The sequence below is a fragment of the Microcoleus sp. A003_D6 genome, assembly GCF_036702825.1.
Lineage (GTDB): Bacteria > Cyanobacteriota > Cyanobacteriia > Cyanobacteriales > Microcoleaceae > Microcoleus.
Genome location: NZ_JAUBWA010000019.1, coordinates 23,663 through 38,362, shown reverse-complemented (window position 1 = coordinate 38,362; position 14,700 = coordinate 23,663). Strand labels below are relative to the sequence as shown.

Below are 14,700 nucleotides of genomic sequence, written 5' to 3'. Positions count from 1 at the left end.
ATTATTAAAATATACCGCAACCGCCTCAAAAAATCAAGCAAATTTCACTATTTTTTTGTCGCGGCCGCAGAGTCTGAGATTTTAACTCTCAAGTTTCTAGTTTACAATATATTGCACTCAGAGAATTGACTATGACGAAAATCCCTTTAGCATCGCTTGGCAAGCAAATGTTAAGTTCTAAACAGACACTGCGGGCGATCGCCTGTGCAGGAGCGATCGGCCTCACTATCTGCATTAACTCCGCAGTAGCGGGCGATCCCTTTCGCACCAGCAACCCGCAGGCGATCGGGCCCAACACCGAAACCGCTTTCAAAACAATGTTTCAGCAAGGAAACTACAAACAAGCAAAAACTCAAGTTCAACAAGCACTATCAGCCGAGCCAAACGAGCCGCTAGCCTATGCGATGGCAGCCTCCCTATCATACATCGAGCAGGACTTAAACTCGATGAATTCCTACGCGCAAAAAACCCGCGAAGTCGGCGAAAATTTAAGTAAAACTAATCCATTGCGCGGCAACATTTACACAGCAGCAGGCCACTTTTTAGAAGGGGCGACCATTATAGCCAAAGAAGGAACAGCCAAAGGCGCGCCCCAAGCACTCAACAAACTGCGAGTAGTATTTCAATACCTAGATGCAGCCGAAAAAATAGCACCCAACGATCCAGAACTCAACTTGCTCAAAGGCTACATGGATTTAATGCTAGCCACAAACCTGCCATTTTCCAACCCCAGCGAAGCCATTAAACGACTGGAAGAAAAAGCCTTTCCCCGCTACTTAGCTTATCGCGGCATGGCAGTAGGCTATCGAGACTTGAAAAAGTACGATCGCGCTTTAGAGTTTGCCAACAAATCCCTAGCAGAAACGCCCAACAATCCAGAAATTCTTTATCTAAAAGCACAAATCTTGTTCTCCCAAGCCCGGGGTAAAGACAGCAACAAAACCTTACTTGAGGAAGCCCGAAAAAACTATGACGCGGCCTTAGCAAAACCCGACCAACTGCCGCGCAGTTTAGTAGCCGAAATCTTCTTTCAGCAGTGCAGAACCCGCAACCGTCTCGACAGCAAATCTCGCAACTGCGACCCGATGCGCGATAAAATCAGAGATGCAGATGGGATATGGGGGCCGGCGGCCTTACCACCACTATAAAAACACCAAAAAACTATGAAAGTAGAGTTTCGCGAATTTAACCCCTTTGACCTCTGGATTTGGCTGAAGTTCAGCAACGTGCCTTCAAACGGTGAAAAACAGTATGTTGAAGAAGTGTTTGACTCTTGGTTTTTTTTAGGAAAACTGGGAGGATTTAATGCGGAAAATTTGCAAGTTCAAGATGAAGGCTTAGACATCAGTGACATGAATTACGATGTTAATCTAGCCGACCAAAGCATGATGGCTTTGATGCACAATATGGGAGAAATGGAGTACGAGGGAGTTTGGGCTCGCTGCTGGTTTGACTTGGGGACTAGCGACGCGATCGGCATCGATGTTTTAATTAATGTTTTCCAGCAACTCAGCAAAGAATTCGTAACGATTGAAGAACTGATTATTGGCGGTGAAAATATAGATTGGCCAGTTGAAAATAGGAGGAACAGAGAGGGTTTTGAGCCTGATAATTAGTTGGCAGTCATAAATCATCAGCGAGCAGTTATTAGGGACGGATTAAACCCAAAATATTTGCCGTAGGGGCGGGTTTCACCCGAAATATTTGCGATAACTAACAGGATTGATAAACCCGCCCCTTCCGCCCCTTATGCGTTACATTTATCTACCTTACACTAGGCAGCGTACTCAACACCTGATAGAGCAAAGAGTGGCGTTGCTTAATACAGGTATGAATTCAAGATTTCCCAATGGCTATAAGCCAAGTCGGGTGAGTTTTGTAACTTCAAGCGAAAAGTTGATTCATACCGTGAATCAGCAACGCCCAAAGAGTTAATAAAACCGAGGGCTACAGCCCCCAGCAAAGCACTCCAAATTCCCCAGCGCAACCGAAACCCCTCGACTAGCCAAGCAGCCAATCCAAAGATAGCAGCGTTGATAACAATCATAAACAAACCAAAAGTTATCAACAATGCTGGAAAAGTAAACAATAAAAAAATCGGTCGCACTAAAGCATTCAGCAATCCAAAAACCGCAGCCGAAACCATCGCTTTTCCAAAACTGTCAATGTCCACCCCGATGGGCAACTTGGAAATAATGAAAAAGCTCACGGATGTTACCAGCCAAGCAATTGCCAGCGAAACGATATCCATGTGTTCATCTCCTTAAAAAAGCTAAACATTAAATAGGAACAACAGCACATCCCCCTCTTGCACAACATACTCTTTTCCTTCACTGCGAACTAAGCCTTTTTCCTTAGCCGCTTTCATCGCGCCCGTAGCAACCAAATCTTCATAAGCTACAGTTTCTGCCCGGATGAAACCCCGTTCAAAATCCGAGTGAATCACCCCCGCAGCTTGCGGTGCTAACATTCCGGCGATAATCGTCCAAGCGCGAGTTTCCTTCGGCCCGCTAGTAAAATAAGTCCGCAAACCCAATAATTCGTAAGTAGCTCGAATCAGAGATTTTAAGCCACCTTCTTTTACCCCCAGAGATTCTAGGAAATCCGTGCGTTCTTCCTCTGATAACTCCACCAATTCTGACTCAACTTGCGCCGAAACTATCACAACCTTAGCATTTTCTGCTTCCGCTATTTTTCGCACTTGTTCGACATAGCTATTTCCGGTTGCTAAATCGTCCTCAGAGACGTTAGCAGCATAGATAATTGGTTTGTTTGTCAATAATTCCAAACCTTTAACTAATTCAGCTTCTTCATCTGTGAAACTGTACTGCCGCGCCGGTTTCCCCGCATTCAAAACCGCGACCAATTTTTCGAGCACGTCCACTTCTGCTTGAGCTTCCTTGTTGTTGCGGGCTTGCTTGCGAGTGCGATCGAGCCGGCGTTCAATTTGAGCTAAATCTGCTAAAATTAGTTCGAGATTGATAATGTCAATATCTCGCTGGGGATCGACAGAACCCGCAACGTGAATGATATCATCATTGTCGAAACAGCGGACAACATGGACGATCGCATCTACAGCCCGGATGTGAGACAAAAACTGATTTCCCAATCCTTCTCCCTGACTCGCACCCTTCACCAAACCCGCAATATCCACAAACTCCATCCGCGTCGGCACAGTTTGCACGGAATTGGAAATATCGCTCAGCACCTTCAACCGTTCGTCTGGCACTGCCACGATACCCGTATTTGGCTCGATCGTACAAAAAGGAAAATTAGCAGCAGTCGCCTTGGCGTTCGCAACCAAAGCATTAAACAAGGTAGATTTGCCAACATTAGGCAGTCCGACAATTCCGGCAGTAAGCATAGCTATTTAGAAACATATAACTGTATCAAAATATCATAAGCAATAGCAATATATCTGACTTGTGCTTTCTAACTTCCACTGCTAAGCTTAAATAAATATACAACTTAAGGTAGATGGCTCAATGGTTAACCGATGGTTAAGCAAAGTAACGATCGCTGCGGTGCTGTCGCTGCCTCTGTTAGGGCTCGCAGCAGCTAGCGTTTTCGCTGAGAGGGTCAAAATTTCGGTGCTTAACAACAGCGGCAAGACGATGACAGGCCTCTATTCGGGTAGTTCCGACGAGGATTGGGGAGAAAACCTGTTAGACGGTCCGCTTGCCGATCGGGGCACTTTCTCTTTTGACTGGGATTCAGCTGACTACGAGGGTCCTCGCGCGGCGGACTGTGTTTTTGATGTCAGGGCCGACTACTCTGACGGCACATACACTGATTTGCGTGATATTAACTTTTGTAAAGAGAGTTCGATCAACTTCAATTAATCGATAATTTAGGCAAAAACCGAGTTTTTTCAAGTCTGATATTCATCAAAAAGATTTTGGACTTTGGGGAAACTCGGTTTTTGCGATCGACCTTACAAACAGTCTTAAATTTCGCTTTCAACTAAAACATAATTTACACAGGTTCCGGGATTGTCTGAGGAATTGGCTCGGGCACTGTTTGGGGAATCGGCGAGGGTACAGTTTCCGGCACCGGTTCTGGAATTGGCTGCGGAATTGGCGCAGGTACCGGTTCCGGTACTAGACCGGGAATCGGTTCGGGAACGGGGCCCGGTACTGGCGGCGATGCGGGTATAGTCGGCAGCCCCGGTTCGGTACTGGGAATCTGCGGGCCTGGAAACGGACTAGGGTTGGGAAAAATCATGTTATTGTTTTGCTCGCTAATAGAGATGTCTCAAAAACATTTGGTCGCCACTCCCAGCTATATTTTAAAACAAAAATAACTGACCTTGTGGTATTGTTTTATCTCATCATTTTAAACTCAAAATTCCGGCTAACACATCTATCTAAATAGCGATAATTTACTGTTACGTCCGCATGAAATTATACCTTCGGTATTAAACTAGATATCTCACCTACAGCAATCAAGATTAAGCGTGTCACCAGCAAACTCTCAACAACAAACTCCCCTATTAGATGCGCTGCGCGATCGCACAAATCAGCCGCACGCCCCCTTCTACGCCCCCGGACACAAAGGCGGACAAGGAATCTCTCAACCCCTAATTGACTTGTTCGGTGCCGCAGTATTTCGCTCGGATTTGCCGGAATTGCCCGAGTTAGATAATCTCTTTAACCCAGAAGGTGCAATTGCCGAAGCTCAAGAATTAGCCGCCGCAGCATTTGGAGCCCAATCAACTCGGTTTTTGGCTAACGGTTCGACTTGCGGAATTATCGCCGCCATCTTAGCAACTTGCGGCCCCGGCGATAAAATTATTTTGCCTCGAAATATCCACTCATCGGCGATTTCAGGTTTGATTTTATCCGGTGCAATTCCAATTTTTGTCAATCCAGAGTACAACCCGGATTGGGATATCGCTAACTGCATCACCCCAGAAGCCGCAGCAGCGGCCCTAGAACAACATCCCGATGCGAAAGCAGTCATGGTGGTTTACCCAACTTATCACGGGGTTTGCGGGGATTTGCGGGCGATCGCCCAAATTACCCATCAATACAACATACCGTTATTAGTAGATGAAGCCCACGGCGCGCACTTTAACTTTCATCCAGACTTGCCAGAAGCAGCACTATCAGCAGGGGCCGATTTAACAGTACAATCAATCCACAAAACCCTCGGTGCAATGACACAAGCATCGATGCTGCACGTCAAGGGCGATCGCATAGATATCCAAAAATTAAATAGGGCATTGCAGTTAGTACAATCTACCAGCCCGAGTTACATATTATTAGCATCCTTAGACGCAGCCCGCCAACAAATCGCACTCCACGGCGAACAGTTGATGGCCCAAACTTTACTGCTTGCTGAAAAAGCGCGATCGCAACTAAGTCAAATTCCCGGTTTATCAGTTTTAGAACCATTAAATACACCCGGTTTTGCCGATTTAGATCGAACGCGGCTGACAGTGAAAGTAGCGGATTTAGGAATCACAGGATTTGCCGCCGATGAAATTCTGCACTGTCAATTCGGCGTTACAGCAGAATTGCCAATGCCGCAACATCTCACATTTATTATCAGCTTGGGAAATACAGAATCAGATATTGACAATTTAGTTAAAGCTTGTACTTTTTTAGCTGGAAGGAAGAAGGAAGAAGGAAGTTCGGCAACGGATTCTGTAACGGATGTAACGGATAGAAGGAAGAAGGAAGAAGGAAAAGGAAAAGGAAAAAGGGAAGATTTTTCCCATCCCCCACTCCTCCACTCTCCCACTCCCCCTCTCCCCCTCTCCCCCCCTCTCTCCCTCTCCCCCCCTCTCTCCCTCTCCCCCCGCGAGGCCTTCTTTTCGCCAACGGAAACAGTAGCAGCAGACAAAGCAGTCGATCGCATCAGTGCCGAACCGATCTGTCCTTACCCCCCAGGAATACCAGTCCTGATACCCGGTGAAATCATTACCTCAAAAGCCCTTGAATACCTGCAACAAGTCCTTGCAGATGGCGGAAAAATCACAGGTTGCAGCGATCCAACCCTCCAAACTCTCAAGGTTGTGCGAAAGTAAATACTAAGGCTTGGGGGAAATGGGTGAATTTCTACTTTTTCCTGACTTCCAACTTCGGTCTTCCTTGAATCTAAAATCTAAAATCTAAAATAGAACAAATATGCTTTGGCCCTACGTCACTCCTGGTATCCCAGACGATTTATTTGAACGTTTACCGGGAATTCCCATGAGTAAGCGAGAAGTCCGACTGCTGTTAATCTCTCACCTGCGGCTGCAAGCAGACTCCGTGGTGTGGGATATCGGCGCTGGTACTGGTACGATCGCCGTAGAAACAGGTTTGCTGTGTCCCAAAGGTCAAATTATCGCCATCGAAAGGGATGAAGAGGTAGCAAGCTTGATTCGCAGAAATTGCGATCGATTCGAGCTCAACAACGTAGAAGTCATTGAAGGTAGTGCCCCGGAATGCCTCAAAAATTTGTCCAAACCCCCCCACCGAGTTTGCATCGAAGGAGGTAGGCCGATTAAAGCCATTCTCCAAGAAGTCTGGGGATACTTGCAACCCCACGGTCGAATTGTAGCCACAGCAGGCAATTTAGAGAATCTTTACGCCCTTTCTGAAAGCTTCGCCCAATTGCAAGTCCGCAATATCGAGGTAGTCCAGTCCGCCGTCAACCGCTTGGAGACTCGCGGCCTCAGCCAAACCTTTGCCGCCGTCAATCCCATATTTATTCTCAGCGGCGAAAAGCTGGATTAGAAGTCAGTTGACAGTTGACAGTTGACAGTTGGCAGTTGACAGTTGGCAGTTGGCAGTTGTCATTGGACAATACTCCGGACAGTTTTTTGGGCAGCGACTGAAACCCGCATTCTACCGTTAAGATTTCACCTGCTGAGGAAGCTGGAACCCTTATTCTACCGTTGGTGATTGAAAACTGTCCGGACTATTGATTGGAAGCAATGCCCCATGCCCAATGCCCAATGCCCAATGCCCAATGCCCAATGCCCAATTCCCGATGCCCAATTCCCGATGCCCAAATGTAATTCTTAATCTTTTTTACGTTCACTTAACCTTCATACTTAAGAATAGGGGCCACCATAGCTGGATTGACCGCCTGACTTGAGATATTGGATGACCGATCGGGGATAGGGTTAGCTGTGCAAGGGAAGAAACCGTGCTCTAGAACAATCGAAAATCCAAAATCCAAAATCCAAAATCGAATAACCCGCCATCTTCAAGAGAAATTCATTTTATGCCTTGGTCTCGTATCCTCAGTGGAATCGTTGCGATCGTCCTTGCTTTGGGAATGATTATTTTGGGAGGATGGTACTTCACCATCGGCTTTGGAGTCATCGTCTACCTAGGTCAATTGGAATATTTTCAACTAGCCCGGGCTAAGGGGATTGCACCTGCTGCCAAAACTACTTTAGTTGTCAGTCAAGTTCTGCTAATTACTGCCGCCCTTGCACCGCAACTCGTAGATGCGATGTTTCCCCTAGCTGGAACCTTCATTTGTTTCTACCTGCTGTTCCAACCGAAGTTATCGACGATCGCCGATATTGCCGCTTCTATTTTAGGATTGTTCTACGGGGGTTATTTGCCCAGCTATTGGATACGGCTGCGAGTCGGACTTGACCCAGCTTATCAAGCCACTACTGGACTGGGACAAGCAGTGGCAAGCAATTTGCCTGTTCGCATTTACCCGCCGCAGTCTTGGACAAACCTCAGTAATATCTCTTTGGGATTGACTTCGTTACTGCTAGCCTTTTTCTGCATCTGGGCCGCTGACATTGGGGCTTATTTTGTAGGCAAATTCTTCGGCCGCACTAGCCTCTCCCATATCAGCCCCAAAAAAACCGTTGAAGGTGCCGTATTTGGAGTTTGCGGCAGCATCGCCGTGGCCGCCGCTGGGTCTTGGTATTTGCAATGGCCTGGGTGGCCCTATACTGGGGTTGCTTTTGGTCTGTTGATTGGCGTTGCTAGTTTGTTGGGAGATTTAACTGAGTCGATGATGAAGCGAGACGCCGGCGTTAAGGATTCGGGACAGTTGATCCCCGGTCACGGCGGCATTCTCGATCGCACCGACAGTTATGTTTTTACCGCGCCTTTAGTCTACTATTTCGTGACTTTATTCTTGCCCGCGATCGACTCTTTTTTAATTAATCGGTAATTGGGAATTGGGAATTGGGAATTGGTGATTGGGAATTGGGAATTGGGCATGGGGTATATATTCCCAGGCTTTGCCGAGGAAGCAAGTCAACTGTCAACTGTCAACTGTCAACTGTCAACTGTCAACTGTCAACTGTCAACTGTCAACTGTCAACTGTCCACAGTTAACTGTCAACTGTCCACAGTTAACTGTCAACTGTCAACTGTCAACTGTCAACTGCCAACTGTCAACTGTCAACTGTCCACAGTTAACTAACTAAGGCAAAACTCTAATTCCGCCCCGACAAACAATCTCCCCCGGACTCAAAATCAATTCTTCAATCTCAACTTCCGGCCCGAAATCAATTTTAAAACCATTGAAATCACTGCTCTTTAATTCTCCATCCATTTCCATTTCTGGTGCTTCAAACATCAATTCGCGACCGCTAGCAATCCGCAAACCAGTCCGCAATACAAAAGGAATTTGCGTACCGCCAGCGCGCAAAATTGCCGCCGAAAGCGTCAACAAACCCGCCTCAATTACGACCTGCGAATTTTGCAACTTCAGCGACTTTTCGCTATCTGTCAGCGGCAGCAGGGGCAGCAAAAATTCGCTCAAAGCATCAGCCAGCAAAGGCGCTTTCAGCGACGCATTCAAATCCGCTTGGCTGAGCCTCAAAACGCCTGTCACGGGAACAGATTCAATGAGGCGCAGGGGTTGGCCTTTGAGAGCTTGACCGAGGTTGATGCGAATGCCGCAGCCCTCTATGGCAACTTCAGTTAGGTGTAGTCCTTTATACACAGCACCGCGAGCGGCTGCCGTGACTTTAGGGATCGCACCGCTGAAGATTTGTCGATCGCTCCCCTCAATTTTCACTTTCAACTCGTCCACCTGCTGAACTTGCGATCGCAGCCACAACTGCACCGCCGGAGACAGCACCGCGCTCGCGATCCGGCTGCCTTGACTAGGCGGCGGTGGAAGGGGCTCCGCGCCGAGATCGGCAGTCCCACCAGAGCCAGCAGCGCCACCTCTATTGTCAAATTGAAGAGAGTTTCGATCGACAGTCATAAACAATTTCAGAATATAAACCTTAATATTCAAGCACAGAAATTTAACTAGAACTTACGCATCCAGCGTCAAAAACCCGGTTTCTTCACAGATATATCGCCGTTAACCTCTGATTTTTCTAAGAAACCGGGTTGATGAGCGCAACTGTTATTAACTCCAAAACCAAGCAGAAATCTCGAATCAGCAAGGCCAGAAGCAGAAAAATCCTCACCCTTTCCCCCCGACAGGCTCTTTCCTTAGTTTGCGAGTTGTGCGATCGAGGGTAAATTTCGCGATCGAGCGTATAAATTTAACCAGCAGTACGGGATTTATGGTAGTGTTGGTTTATGGTCGGGTCAGACCCACACCTTTCAAACCAGCCGCAAACCAACGGTGCAGACCTGTGCCTGCGGCAAGTCTTTTCCTCGTAGTTTTTGCACAACATTCAGGGTCATGCCATAAGGACAATCTGCACCAGGCCGGGCGTCCTGTAAGGATTGGTCAGCATTATAATTTATTCCCAAGCAGGAATTGAGCATTAGTAGTAAGGTTAATCAATTAACCGTGTCGTGTTTCCTCCCCACCGCTCGTTGGGGATTTCCACACTCCCGTCATGTCTGATGAAAGGCTGCAAAAAATCCTCGCCCAGTGGGGCATTGCCTCTCGCCGTCTTGCAGAACAGATGATTGTAGCTGGACGAGTCAGAGTTAATGGCAATATAGTTCGCTTAGGAGAAAAAGCGAATCCCGATCGCGATTTCATCGAAGTCGATGGAGTCCCGGTGAAACCAACGGATCGACCGGCAGAGGTCTATCTGTTGCTCAACAAACCGGCAGGCGTAGTTTCTACTTGCAGCGATCCTGCGGCCCGATCGAAAGTTCTCGACCTGCTGCCGCCCAAACTGCGCTCAGGTCAAGGCATTCACCCCGTAGGACGCTTAGATGCAGATTCCACCGGCGCTCTGTTGCTCACCAATGATGGTAAGCTGACATTTTGTTTGACCCATCCGCGTCACTCGATCGCCAAAACTTATCAGGTTTGGGTGCTCGGCGATCCCCCGGAACCCATACTGCAAGCGTGGCGTCAGGGCATTATCCTGTCAGCCAGAAAGACTTTGCCAGCGAAAGTTAGAGTTCTCGATCGCGCGCGAGACCAAACTCTGTTAGAAGTCATTCTATCAGAAGGCAGAAACCGACAAATTCGGCGAACTGCCGAACAATTGGGATATCCCGTGGTGCGCCTGCACCGCACAGCCATCGGCCCGATTCAATTGCAGCGGCCCGAATTGCCAATATTGCCACCCGGCTGCTACCGACCCCTAGAAGACTCGGAAATTATTTTTTTATGGAATCTAGTCAACCTAACATCAATAAGCGTGCCAGTAAATCTCCAGGAGCACAGCATATGACAAAGAATTTATTGTTTTTATTCTTCAAAACAACTAAGAAGAAACTGCACTCCCAAGAACCAGAACCAGCTCAGAAGAAGCTAGCGGAAATTGGGGCTCAACTCCGCGAATATCGCGAACAGCAGTCGATTTGTTTGGATAAAGTAGCCCTGGTAACAATGATTCGGCGGAATTTGCTGCAAGCCATCGAGGAAGGTCAACTCGACCAACTCCCCGAACCCATCTACACCCAGGGTTTGATCAAGCGGTACGCCGAAGCAATGGGTTTGGACGGAGCTCAGTTTGCCGACTTTTTCCCGATCGAATCGCCTCCCCGATCGTCCGCCAAGCTATCCTGGCAGGATGGGCCTCAGTTGCGGCCGATGCACCTTTACCTCTTTTACACATTTCTAATTATCTGTTCAGTCAATGTCTTATCTCAGTTGATGGGCGGTTCTGTGACAGCAAAAAACGGTGCCGGCACCAAAGAACTAGCGCTTGGGCCGCAAGAACAAGCCCGTTTAGCTGCCTCAGCATCGAGCGCCTCAAAAAAGCAGAAACCGGATGGTTACGCCACTGTAGAAGCAGCCAGAACCGGTCAAAATTTAGATATATCTGGCAATAAACCAGTGATGGTTAGCGTCACTTTTAAAGCAGAATCGTGGATACAGGTTGAAGTCGATGGCAAAACAGAGTTTGAGGGAATTTTGCCGATCGGGACTGTACGCACCTGGCAGGCTCAAAAGCAATTGGTAGTTGTAGCTGGTAACGCCGGCGGGGTAATGATTGCTGTTAATAACGGACAAGCCGAACAACTGGGAGTTCCTGGAGTCGTCAAAGAAGTTGTTTTTAAAGCAGACGAACTCAAGTCTTCAGCAAAGCCAAAAGGATAAAGGTTAGCTGGGCATGGGGCATGGGTAATCGGGCAAACAGGGAATCGGTAATAGTTAGTAGTTTTTCTAATAACAAATAACAATGCCCAATGCCCAATGCCCAATTACCAATTCCCCATTATCAATTTTTCTGGGGAGCGCGCCCGCTGATGTAAGTCATCGTTTTGAACCGATCGCGCACTTCCCAATTCAAAGCTTCAGGCCGATACCGCCAGCCCCAATTTCCCTCTGCTTTCCCCGGAAAATTCATCCGCGCGTCTGTACCCAAACCCAACAAGTCTTGAAACGGCACAATTGCCAAATTAGCAACAGAAATCCAACCCATGCGGATTAAAGACCAGTGGATTCCTTGGGGATCTATGCAGCCCAAATAACGCAAAACCTCATCTCTTTCGTAGTTTTGCAGTTGATTGAACCATCCCACAGTCGTGTCGTTGTCGTGAGTGCCGGTGTAAACTACGCAGTTGCGATCGTAGTTGAAAGGCAAAAAAGGATCGCCAGGGCCCGCGCCGAAAGCAAACTGCAAAATCTTCATTCCCGGAAACTCGTATCGATCGCGCAAAGCTTCCACTTCAGGAGTAATTACCCCTAAATCTTCAGCGATAATCGGCAAGTTACCAAACTTCTCGTTAATTAGATCCAACAAAGCTGTTCCCGGCGCTTTAATCCACTCTCCCTCGATCGCAGTTTCTTGTCCGCGCTTCACCGCCCAGTAAGCCTCAAATCCTCGAAAGTGGTCGATCCGAGTTACGTCTACATAAGCGAAAATCGCTTCAAAACGCTCAACCCACCACTCGAAATTATTTGCTTGCAACTTCTCCCAATTGTAGACGGGGTTGCCCCACAATTGACCTGTACTGCTAAAGTAATCTGGGGGAACTCCGGCCATTAAAGCTGCTTCTCCGGTGGCTTCATCCAAGCAGAAAATTTCTGGATGAGACCACACATCCGCGCTGTCGTGAGCTACATAAATCGGAATGTCGCCAATAATTTTAATGTCCCGCAGGTTGGCATAGCGTTTCAACTCCGTCCACTGGCGAAAAAACTCAAACTGGAGGTATTTGTAGTAAGAAATCTCAGCATTTAGCTGCTGGCGCCACTTCTCTAGCGACTCTGGTTCTCGACGGGCAATTTCTGGTTCCCAATTGTTCCAGCTAACACCGCCAAAGCGATCTTTTAGTGCCATAAATAAGGCGTAATCTTCCAGCCAATTCTCTTTGCTTTGGCAAAAAGCTGAAAATTCTTTTTGCTGGATAGGAGAGGCTTTGGCTTGGAAGTTTTCGCAAGCTTTTTTGAGCAAAGGCACTTTCAGGGCGATCGCCCGATCGAAGTCTACATAATCGAGCGGAAATTCTGGCAAATTAGCGAAGTCTTCATCTGAGAGCAATTGATCGTCCCGCAGCAGTTCTGGGTTGATCAGCAGCGGATTTCCGGCCATTGCTGAATAGCACGAATAAGGAGAATTGCCGTATCCTGTCGGGCCCAGCGGCAATACCTGCCAGTATTGCTGGTCGCTCTCTACTAAAAAGTCTATAAAGCGATATGCTTCTATTCCCATGTCCCCAATGCCAAATCGACTGGGAAAGGATGTGGGGTGGAGTAGAATGCCGCTCGATCGGGGAAAAAGCATAATCTATCTAAAGATATAGGAGTTAAACATTGACAATTTGACCGATATTCCCTACAAGTTAAACTTCGCAGTTTTGAGGGGGATTGTCAGGGCAAATACTTTTGTGATTGTCTCATATTTTCTGCGAGAAGGTGCTTGCCAAGTATTTGTACGGCAGTCTATTTATAACTGCTGAGTGGAGCAAAAAAAATCAAAACCGGGAGTTACGCGATCGCCCCGTTTTCGCAACGTCGGTTTTTTTACCCAGGCTCGCCTGCTGCTACTAAGTATTTTGGTCGATCGCACCCGGTTTTGGCATAAGAAATGAATATAACTTTTCTTTCGCTGTCGCCCTATCTCTCTAAAATCGTGAATTCCCTGCCACCAAAAATCACCCATCACTTAAGCAGAGCCAATGCACAAATCAGCCGACTGTTTTGTATCTAAAAAAACAGTCGGCTGCGAAATTACTGGTGAAAATGCTGAGTTTAAGCTTGCTTGTTCAACAATTTCTCCACTTGTTTGAGAGCTATAGTGCCGACGTTGTAAGCAGCCCAGCCGCCAGCCAACAAGACGGGCAGCAATACAATTAGTATGCGGAAGTCAAAATCCATGAGTTCTCCTCCTAAAGTTTTTTAACAAATTCTCATAATCTATTTGTATCTCATTTTGTCGCTGTTCTCCTGACTCTTTCAGCAAATATTGTGGCTCGCTTGAAAGTTCCTCCACCTACCTCGCCATCGCCCAATCCTGACATCGCTGTGCAGCCATCGATCTGGAAACTCAGAGCGAGAGCGGGCGATCGACTCTCGCTGCACCACTCAACCCACAATCTGTTTCGCAATCCCTTCCACCACCTTAGTTAGAGGATCTTTAGGGAAGTGCAGGGCAAACACCCCCTTGCTGGCGAGCAGCATCATCTTGTCGCTGTGGGGCAGCACACCTGCCACTGGGATGTTGTAAATACTCTCTACTTGCTGCTTCAAATCCTCGAAATCTAGGGATTCTGGGGCTTTGTTGATCGTCATCAAAATCTTGGGAACTTCTAATTTGCGGGCCACATCTACCGTGACAGCCGTTCCCTGAAAATCTTGCTGATCCGGACGCAGAATCAGCAGCAGGATGTCGGAAATGGTGATGCTGAGGAGGGTTTCTTCGTTGAGCCCCGGGTGCGTGTCGATAAATAGGTAGTCTAAGTTCAGAACGTCGATCAGTTCTTGAAATCCGTCGGTAAGCAGTCCTACGTCGTAACCTTCGCGCAAAACTCGCGCTATCTCGCCTGCTTTAATGCTCGAAGGAATCAGGTAGAGGCTGCCGTTACTGGCTAATTTTGGCAGCAGCGAACTCACATTGTAGGCCGTATCCGCGATCGGACACCGGCCCCACAGGTAATCGTTCAGGCAGCGATCCATATTGCTCTCGCTGAAACCGAACAGCACGTGAATCCCGGGCGATTGAATGTCTGTGTCCACAATGGCGACCCGGTTTCCGCCGCGAGCGATAATAGATGCCAGGTTTGCAGTCGTGTTCGATTTGCCAGTTCCACCCCGGTAAGAGTGGACAGAGATGATTTTGGACATGATCTGCGTATGAGCGTAAGAAACGGGGAGAATCAATTATGATGCAATTCTTGATGCAGTCGAGTTCTC

14 protein-coding genes and 1 pseudogene are annotated in these 14,700 nt (G+C 47.6%); 8 read left to right on the top strand and 7 right to left on the bottom strand.

Features of this window, described 5'->3' with window-relative positions; translation table 11 throughout:
• The first annotated feature begins 131 nt into the window (after positions 1–131).
• Both QUB70_RS07985 and QUB70_RS07980 read left to right on the top strand, forming a co-directional pair.
• Entirely contained in the window at positions 132–1,148 is a 1,017-nt protein-coding gene (locus QUB70_RS07985) for a Sll0314/Alr1548 family TPR repeat-containing protein (RefSeq protein WP_332979487.1), read from the top strand.
• Positions 1,149–1,163: 15 nt separating this feature from the next.
• Positions 1,164–1,616 (top strand): DUF3531 family protein, encoded by a 453-nt coding sequence (locus QUB70_RS07980; protein WP_332979485.1) that lies wholly within the window; start codon positions 1,164–1,166, stop codon positions 1,614–1,616.
• Positions 1,617–1,924: 308 nt separating this feature from the next.
• Here the strand turns inward: QUB70_RS07980 and QUB70_RS07975 are convergent.
• Both QUB70_RS07975 and ychF read right to left on the bottom strand, forming a co-directional pair.
• A pseudogene (locus tag QUB70_RS07975) lies at positions 1,925–2,251 on the bottom strand (phage holin family protein); the annotation flags it as partial.
• A 21-nt stretch (positions 2,252–2,272) separates the two neighbouring features.
• Positions 2,273–3,364 carry a redox-regulated ATPase YchF gene (ychF, locus tag QUB70_RS07970; protein WP_332979484.1) on the bottom strand — a complete coding sequence of 364 codons (1,092 nt, stop codon included), beginning with the start codon at positions 3,362–3,364 and terminating at the stop codon, positions 2,273–2,275.
• Positions 3,365–3,485: 121 nt separating this feature from the next.
• Between ychF and QUB70_RS07965 the strand changes: the two genes are divergently transcribed.
• Positions 3,486–3,842, top strand: a complete 357-nt coding sequence (locus QUB70_RS07965; RefSeq protein WP_332979483.1) for a hypothetical protein — start codon at positions 3,486–3,488, stop codon at positions 3,840–3,842.
• Between the two features lie 133 nt (positions 3,843–3,975).
• Here QUB70_RS07965 and QUB70_RS07960 read toward each other — a convergent pair whose 3' ends face one another.
• A complete protein-coding gene (locus QUB70_RS07960) occupies positions 3,976–4,224 on the bottom strand; it encodes a gamma-aminobutyric acid A receptor, epsilon-like protein (RefSeq protein ID WP_332979482.1) in 249 nt (82 codons plus the stop codon).
• 232 nt (positions 4,225–4,456) lie between these two features.
• On the opposite strand from QUB70_RS07960, the gene QUB70_RS07955 reads away from it, so the two are divergent.
• The 3 genes from QUB70_RS07955 to QUB70_RS07945 all read left to right on the top strand — a co-directional run bounded on the left by QUB70_RS07955 (position 4,457) and on the right by QUB70_RS07945 (position 8,136).
• A complete protein-coding gene (locus tag QUB70_RS07955; protein WP_332979481.1) occupies positions 4,457–6,031 on the top strand; it encodes an aminotransferase class I/II-fold pyridoxal phosphate-dependent enzyme in 1,575 nt (524 codons plus the stop codon).
• Positions 6,032–6,131: 100 nt separating this feature from the next.
• Positions 6,132–6,725: a precorrin-6Y C5,15-methyltransferase subunit CbiT gene (cbiT, locus tag QUB70_RS07950; RefSeq protein WP_332979480.1), complete on the top strand. Its 594-nt coding sequence runs from the start codon at positions 6,132–6,134 to the stop codon at positions 6,723–6,725.
• A 493-nt stretch (positions 6,726–7,218) separates the two neighbouring features.
• Positions 7,219–8,136 carry a phosphatidate cytidylyltransferase gene (locus QUB70_RS07945; RefSeq protein WP_332979479.1) on the top strand — a complete coding sequence of 306 codons (918 nt, stop codon included), beginning with the start codon at positions 7,219–7,221 and terminating at the stop codon, positions 8,134–8,136.
• A gap of 255 nt (positions 8,137–8,391) precedes the next feature.
• Here the strand turns inward: QUB70_RS07945 and QUB70_RS07940 are convergent, their stop codons facing one another.
• Positions 8,392–9,183, bottom strand: coding sequence for an LmeA family phospholipid-binding protein (locus QUB70_RS07940; protein ID WP_332979478.1), 792 nt, complete (start codon positions 9,181–9,183; stop codon positions 8,392–8,394).
• A gap of 592 nt (positions 9,184–9,775) precedes the next feature.
• Between QUB70_RS07940 and QUB70_RS07935 the strand changes: the two genes are divergently transcribed.
• Positions 9,776–10,570, top strand: coding sequence for a pseudouridine synthase (locus QUB70_RS07935; RefSeq protein WP_332979477.1), 795 nt, complete (start codon positions 9,776–9,778; stop codon positions 10,568–10,570).
• Positions 10,567–11,442, top strand: a complete 876-nt coding sequence (locus tag QUB70_RS07930; RefSeq protein WP_332979476.1) for a helix-turn-helix domain-containing protein — start codon at positions 10,567–10,569, stop codon at positions 11,440–11,442. Before QUB70_RS07935 ends, QUB70_RS07930 begins: the two co-directional genes overlap by 4 nt.
• A gap of 121 nt (positions 11,443–11,563) precedes the next feature.
• Here the strand turns inward: QUB70_RS07930 and malQ are convergent, their stop codons facing one another.
• The 3 genes from malQ to QUB70_RS07915 all read right to left on the bottom strand — a co-directional run bounded on the left by malQ (position 11,564) and on the right by QUB70_RS07915 (position 14,631).
• Positions 11,564–13,072: a 4-alpha-glucanotransferase gene (malQ, locus tag QUB70_RS07925; RefSeq protein WP_332979475.1), complete on the bottom strand. Its 1,509-nt coding sequence runs from the start codon at positions 13,070–13,072 to the stop codon at positions 11,564–11,566.
• A 467-nt stretch (positions 13,073–13,539) separates the two neighbouring features.
• Positions 13,540–13,665: a photosystem II protein Y gene (locus QUB70_RS07920; protein ID WP_332979473.1), complete on the bottom strand. Its 126-nt coding sequence runs from the start codon at positions 13,663–13,665 to the stop codon at positions 13,540–13,542.
• 207 nt (positions 13,666–13,872) lie between these two features.
• A complete protein-coding gene (locus QUB70_RS07915; protein WP_332979472.1) occupies positions 13,873–14,631 on the bottom strand; it encodes a MinD/ParA family ATP-binding protein in 759 nt (252 codons plus the stop codon).
• Positions 14,632–14,700: the final 69 nt, after the last annotated feature.

What these genes read in the sequence shown, in the direction of transcription:
- QUB70_RS07985 (WP_332979487.1), top strand. Translation starts at nt 132, where the DNA reads ATGACGAAAATCCCTTTAGCATCGCTTGGCAAGCAAATGTTAAGTTCT.
- QUB70_RS07980 (WP_332979485.1), top strand. Translation starts at nt 1,164, where the DNA reads ATGAAAGTAGAGTTTCGCGAATTTAACCCCTTTGACCTCTGGATTTGG.
- ychF (WP_332979484.1), bottom strand. Translation starts at nt 3,364, where the DNA reads ATGCTTACTGCCGGAATTGTCGGACTGCCTAATGTTGGCAAATCTACC.
- QUB70_RS07965 (WP_332979483.1), top strand. Translation starts at nt 3,486, where the DNA reads ATGGTTAACCGATGGTTAAGCAAAGTAACGATCGCTGCGGTGCTGTCG.
- QUB70_RS07960 (WP_332979482.1), bottom strand. Translation starts at nt 4,224, where the DNA reads ATGATTTTTCCCAACCCTAGTCCGTTTCCAGGCCCGCAGATTCCCAGT.
- cbiT (WP_332979480.1), top strand. Translation starts at nt 6,132, where the DNA reads ATGCTTTGGCCCTACGTCACTCCTGGTATCCCAGACGATTTATTTGAA.
- QUB70_RS07945 (WP_332979479.1), top strand. Translation starts at nt 7,219, where the DNA reads ATGCCTTGGTCTCGTATCCTCAGTGGAATCGTTGCGATCGTCCTTGCT.
- QUB70_RS07940 (WP_332979478.1), bottom strand. Translation starts at nt 9,183, where the DNA reads ATGACTGTCGATCGAAACTCTCTTCAATTTGACAATAGAGGTGGCGCT.
- QUB70_RS07935 (WP_332979477.1), top strand. Translation starts at nt 9,776, where the DNA reads ATGTCTGATGAAAGGCTGCAAAAAATCCTCGCCCAGTGGGGCATTGCC.
- QUB70_RS07930 (WP_332979476.1), top strand. Translation starts at nt 10,567, where the DNA reads ATGACAAAGAATTTATTGTTTTTATTCTTCAAAACAACTAAGAAGAAA.
- malQ (WP_332979475.1), bottom strand. Translation starts at nt 13,072, where the DNA reads ATGCTTTTTCCCCGATCGAGCGGCATTCTACTCCACCCCACATCCTTT.
- QUB70_RS07920 (WP_332979473.1), bottom strand. Translation starts at nt 13,665, where the DNA reads ATGGATTTTGACTTCCGCATACTAATTGTATTGCTGCCCGTCTTGTTG.
- QUB70_RS07915 (WP_332979472.1), bottom strand. Translation starts at nt 14,631, where the DNA reads ATGTCCAAAATCATCTCTGTCCACTCTTACCGGGGTGGAACTGGCAAA.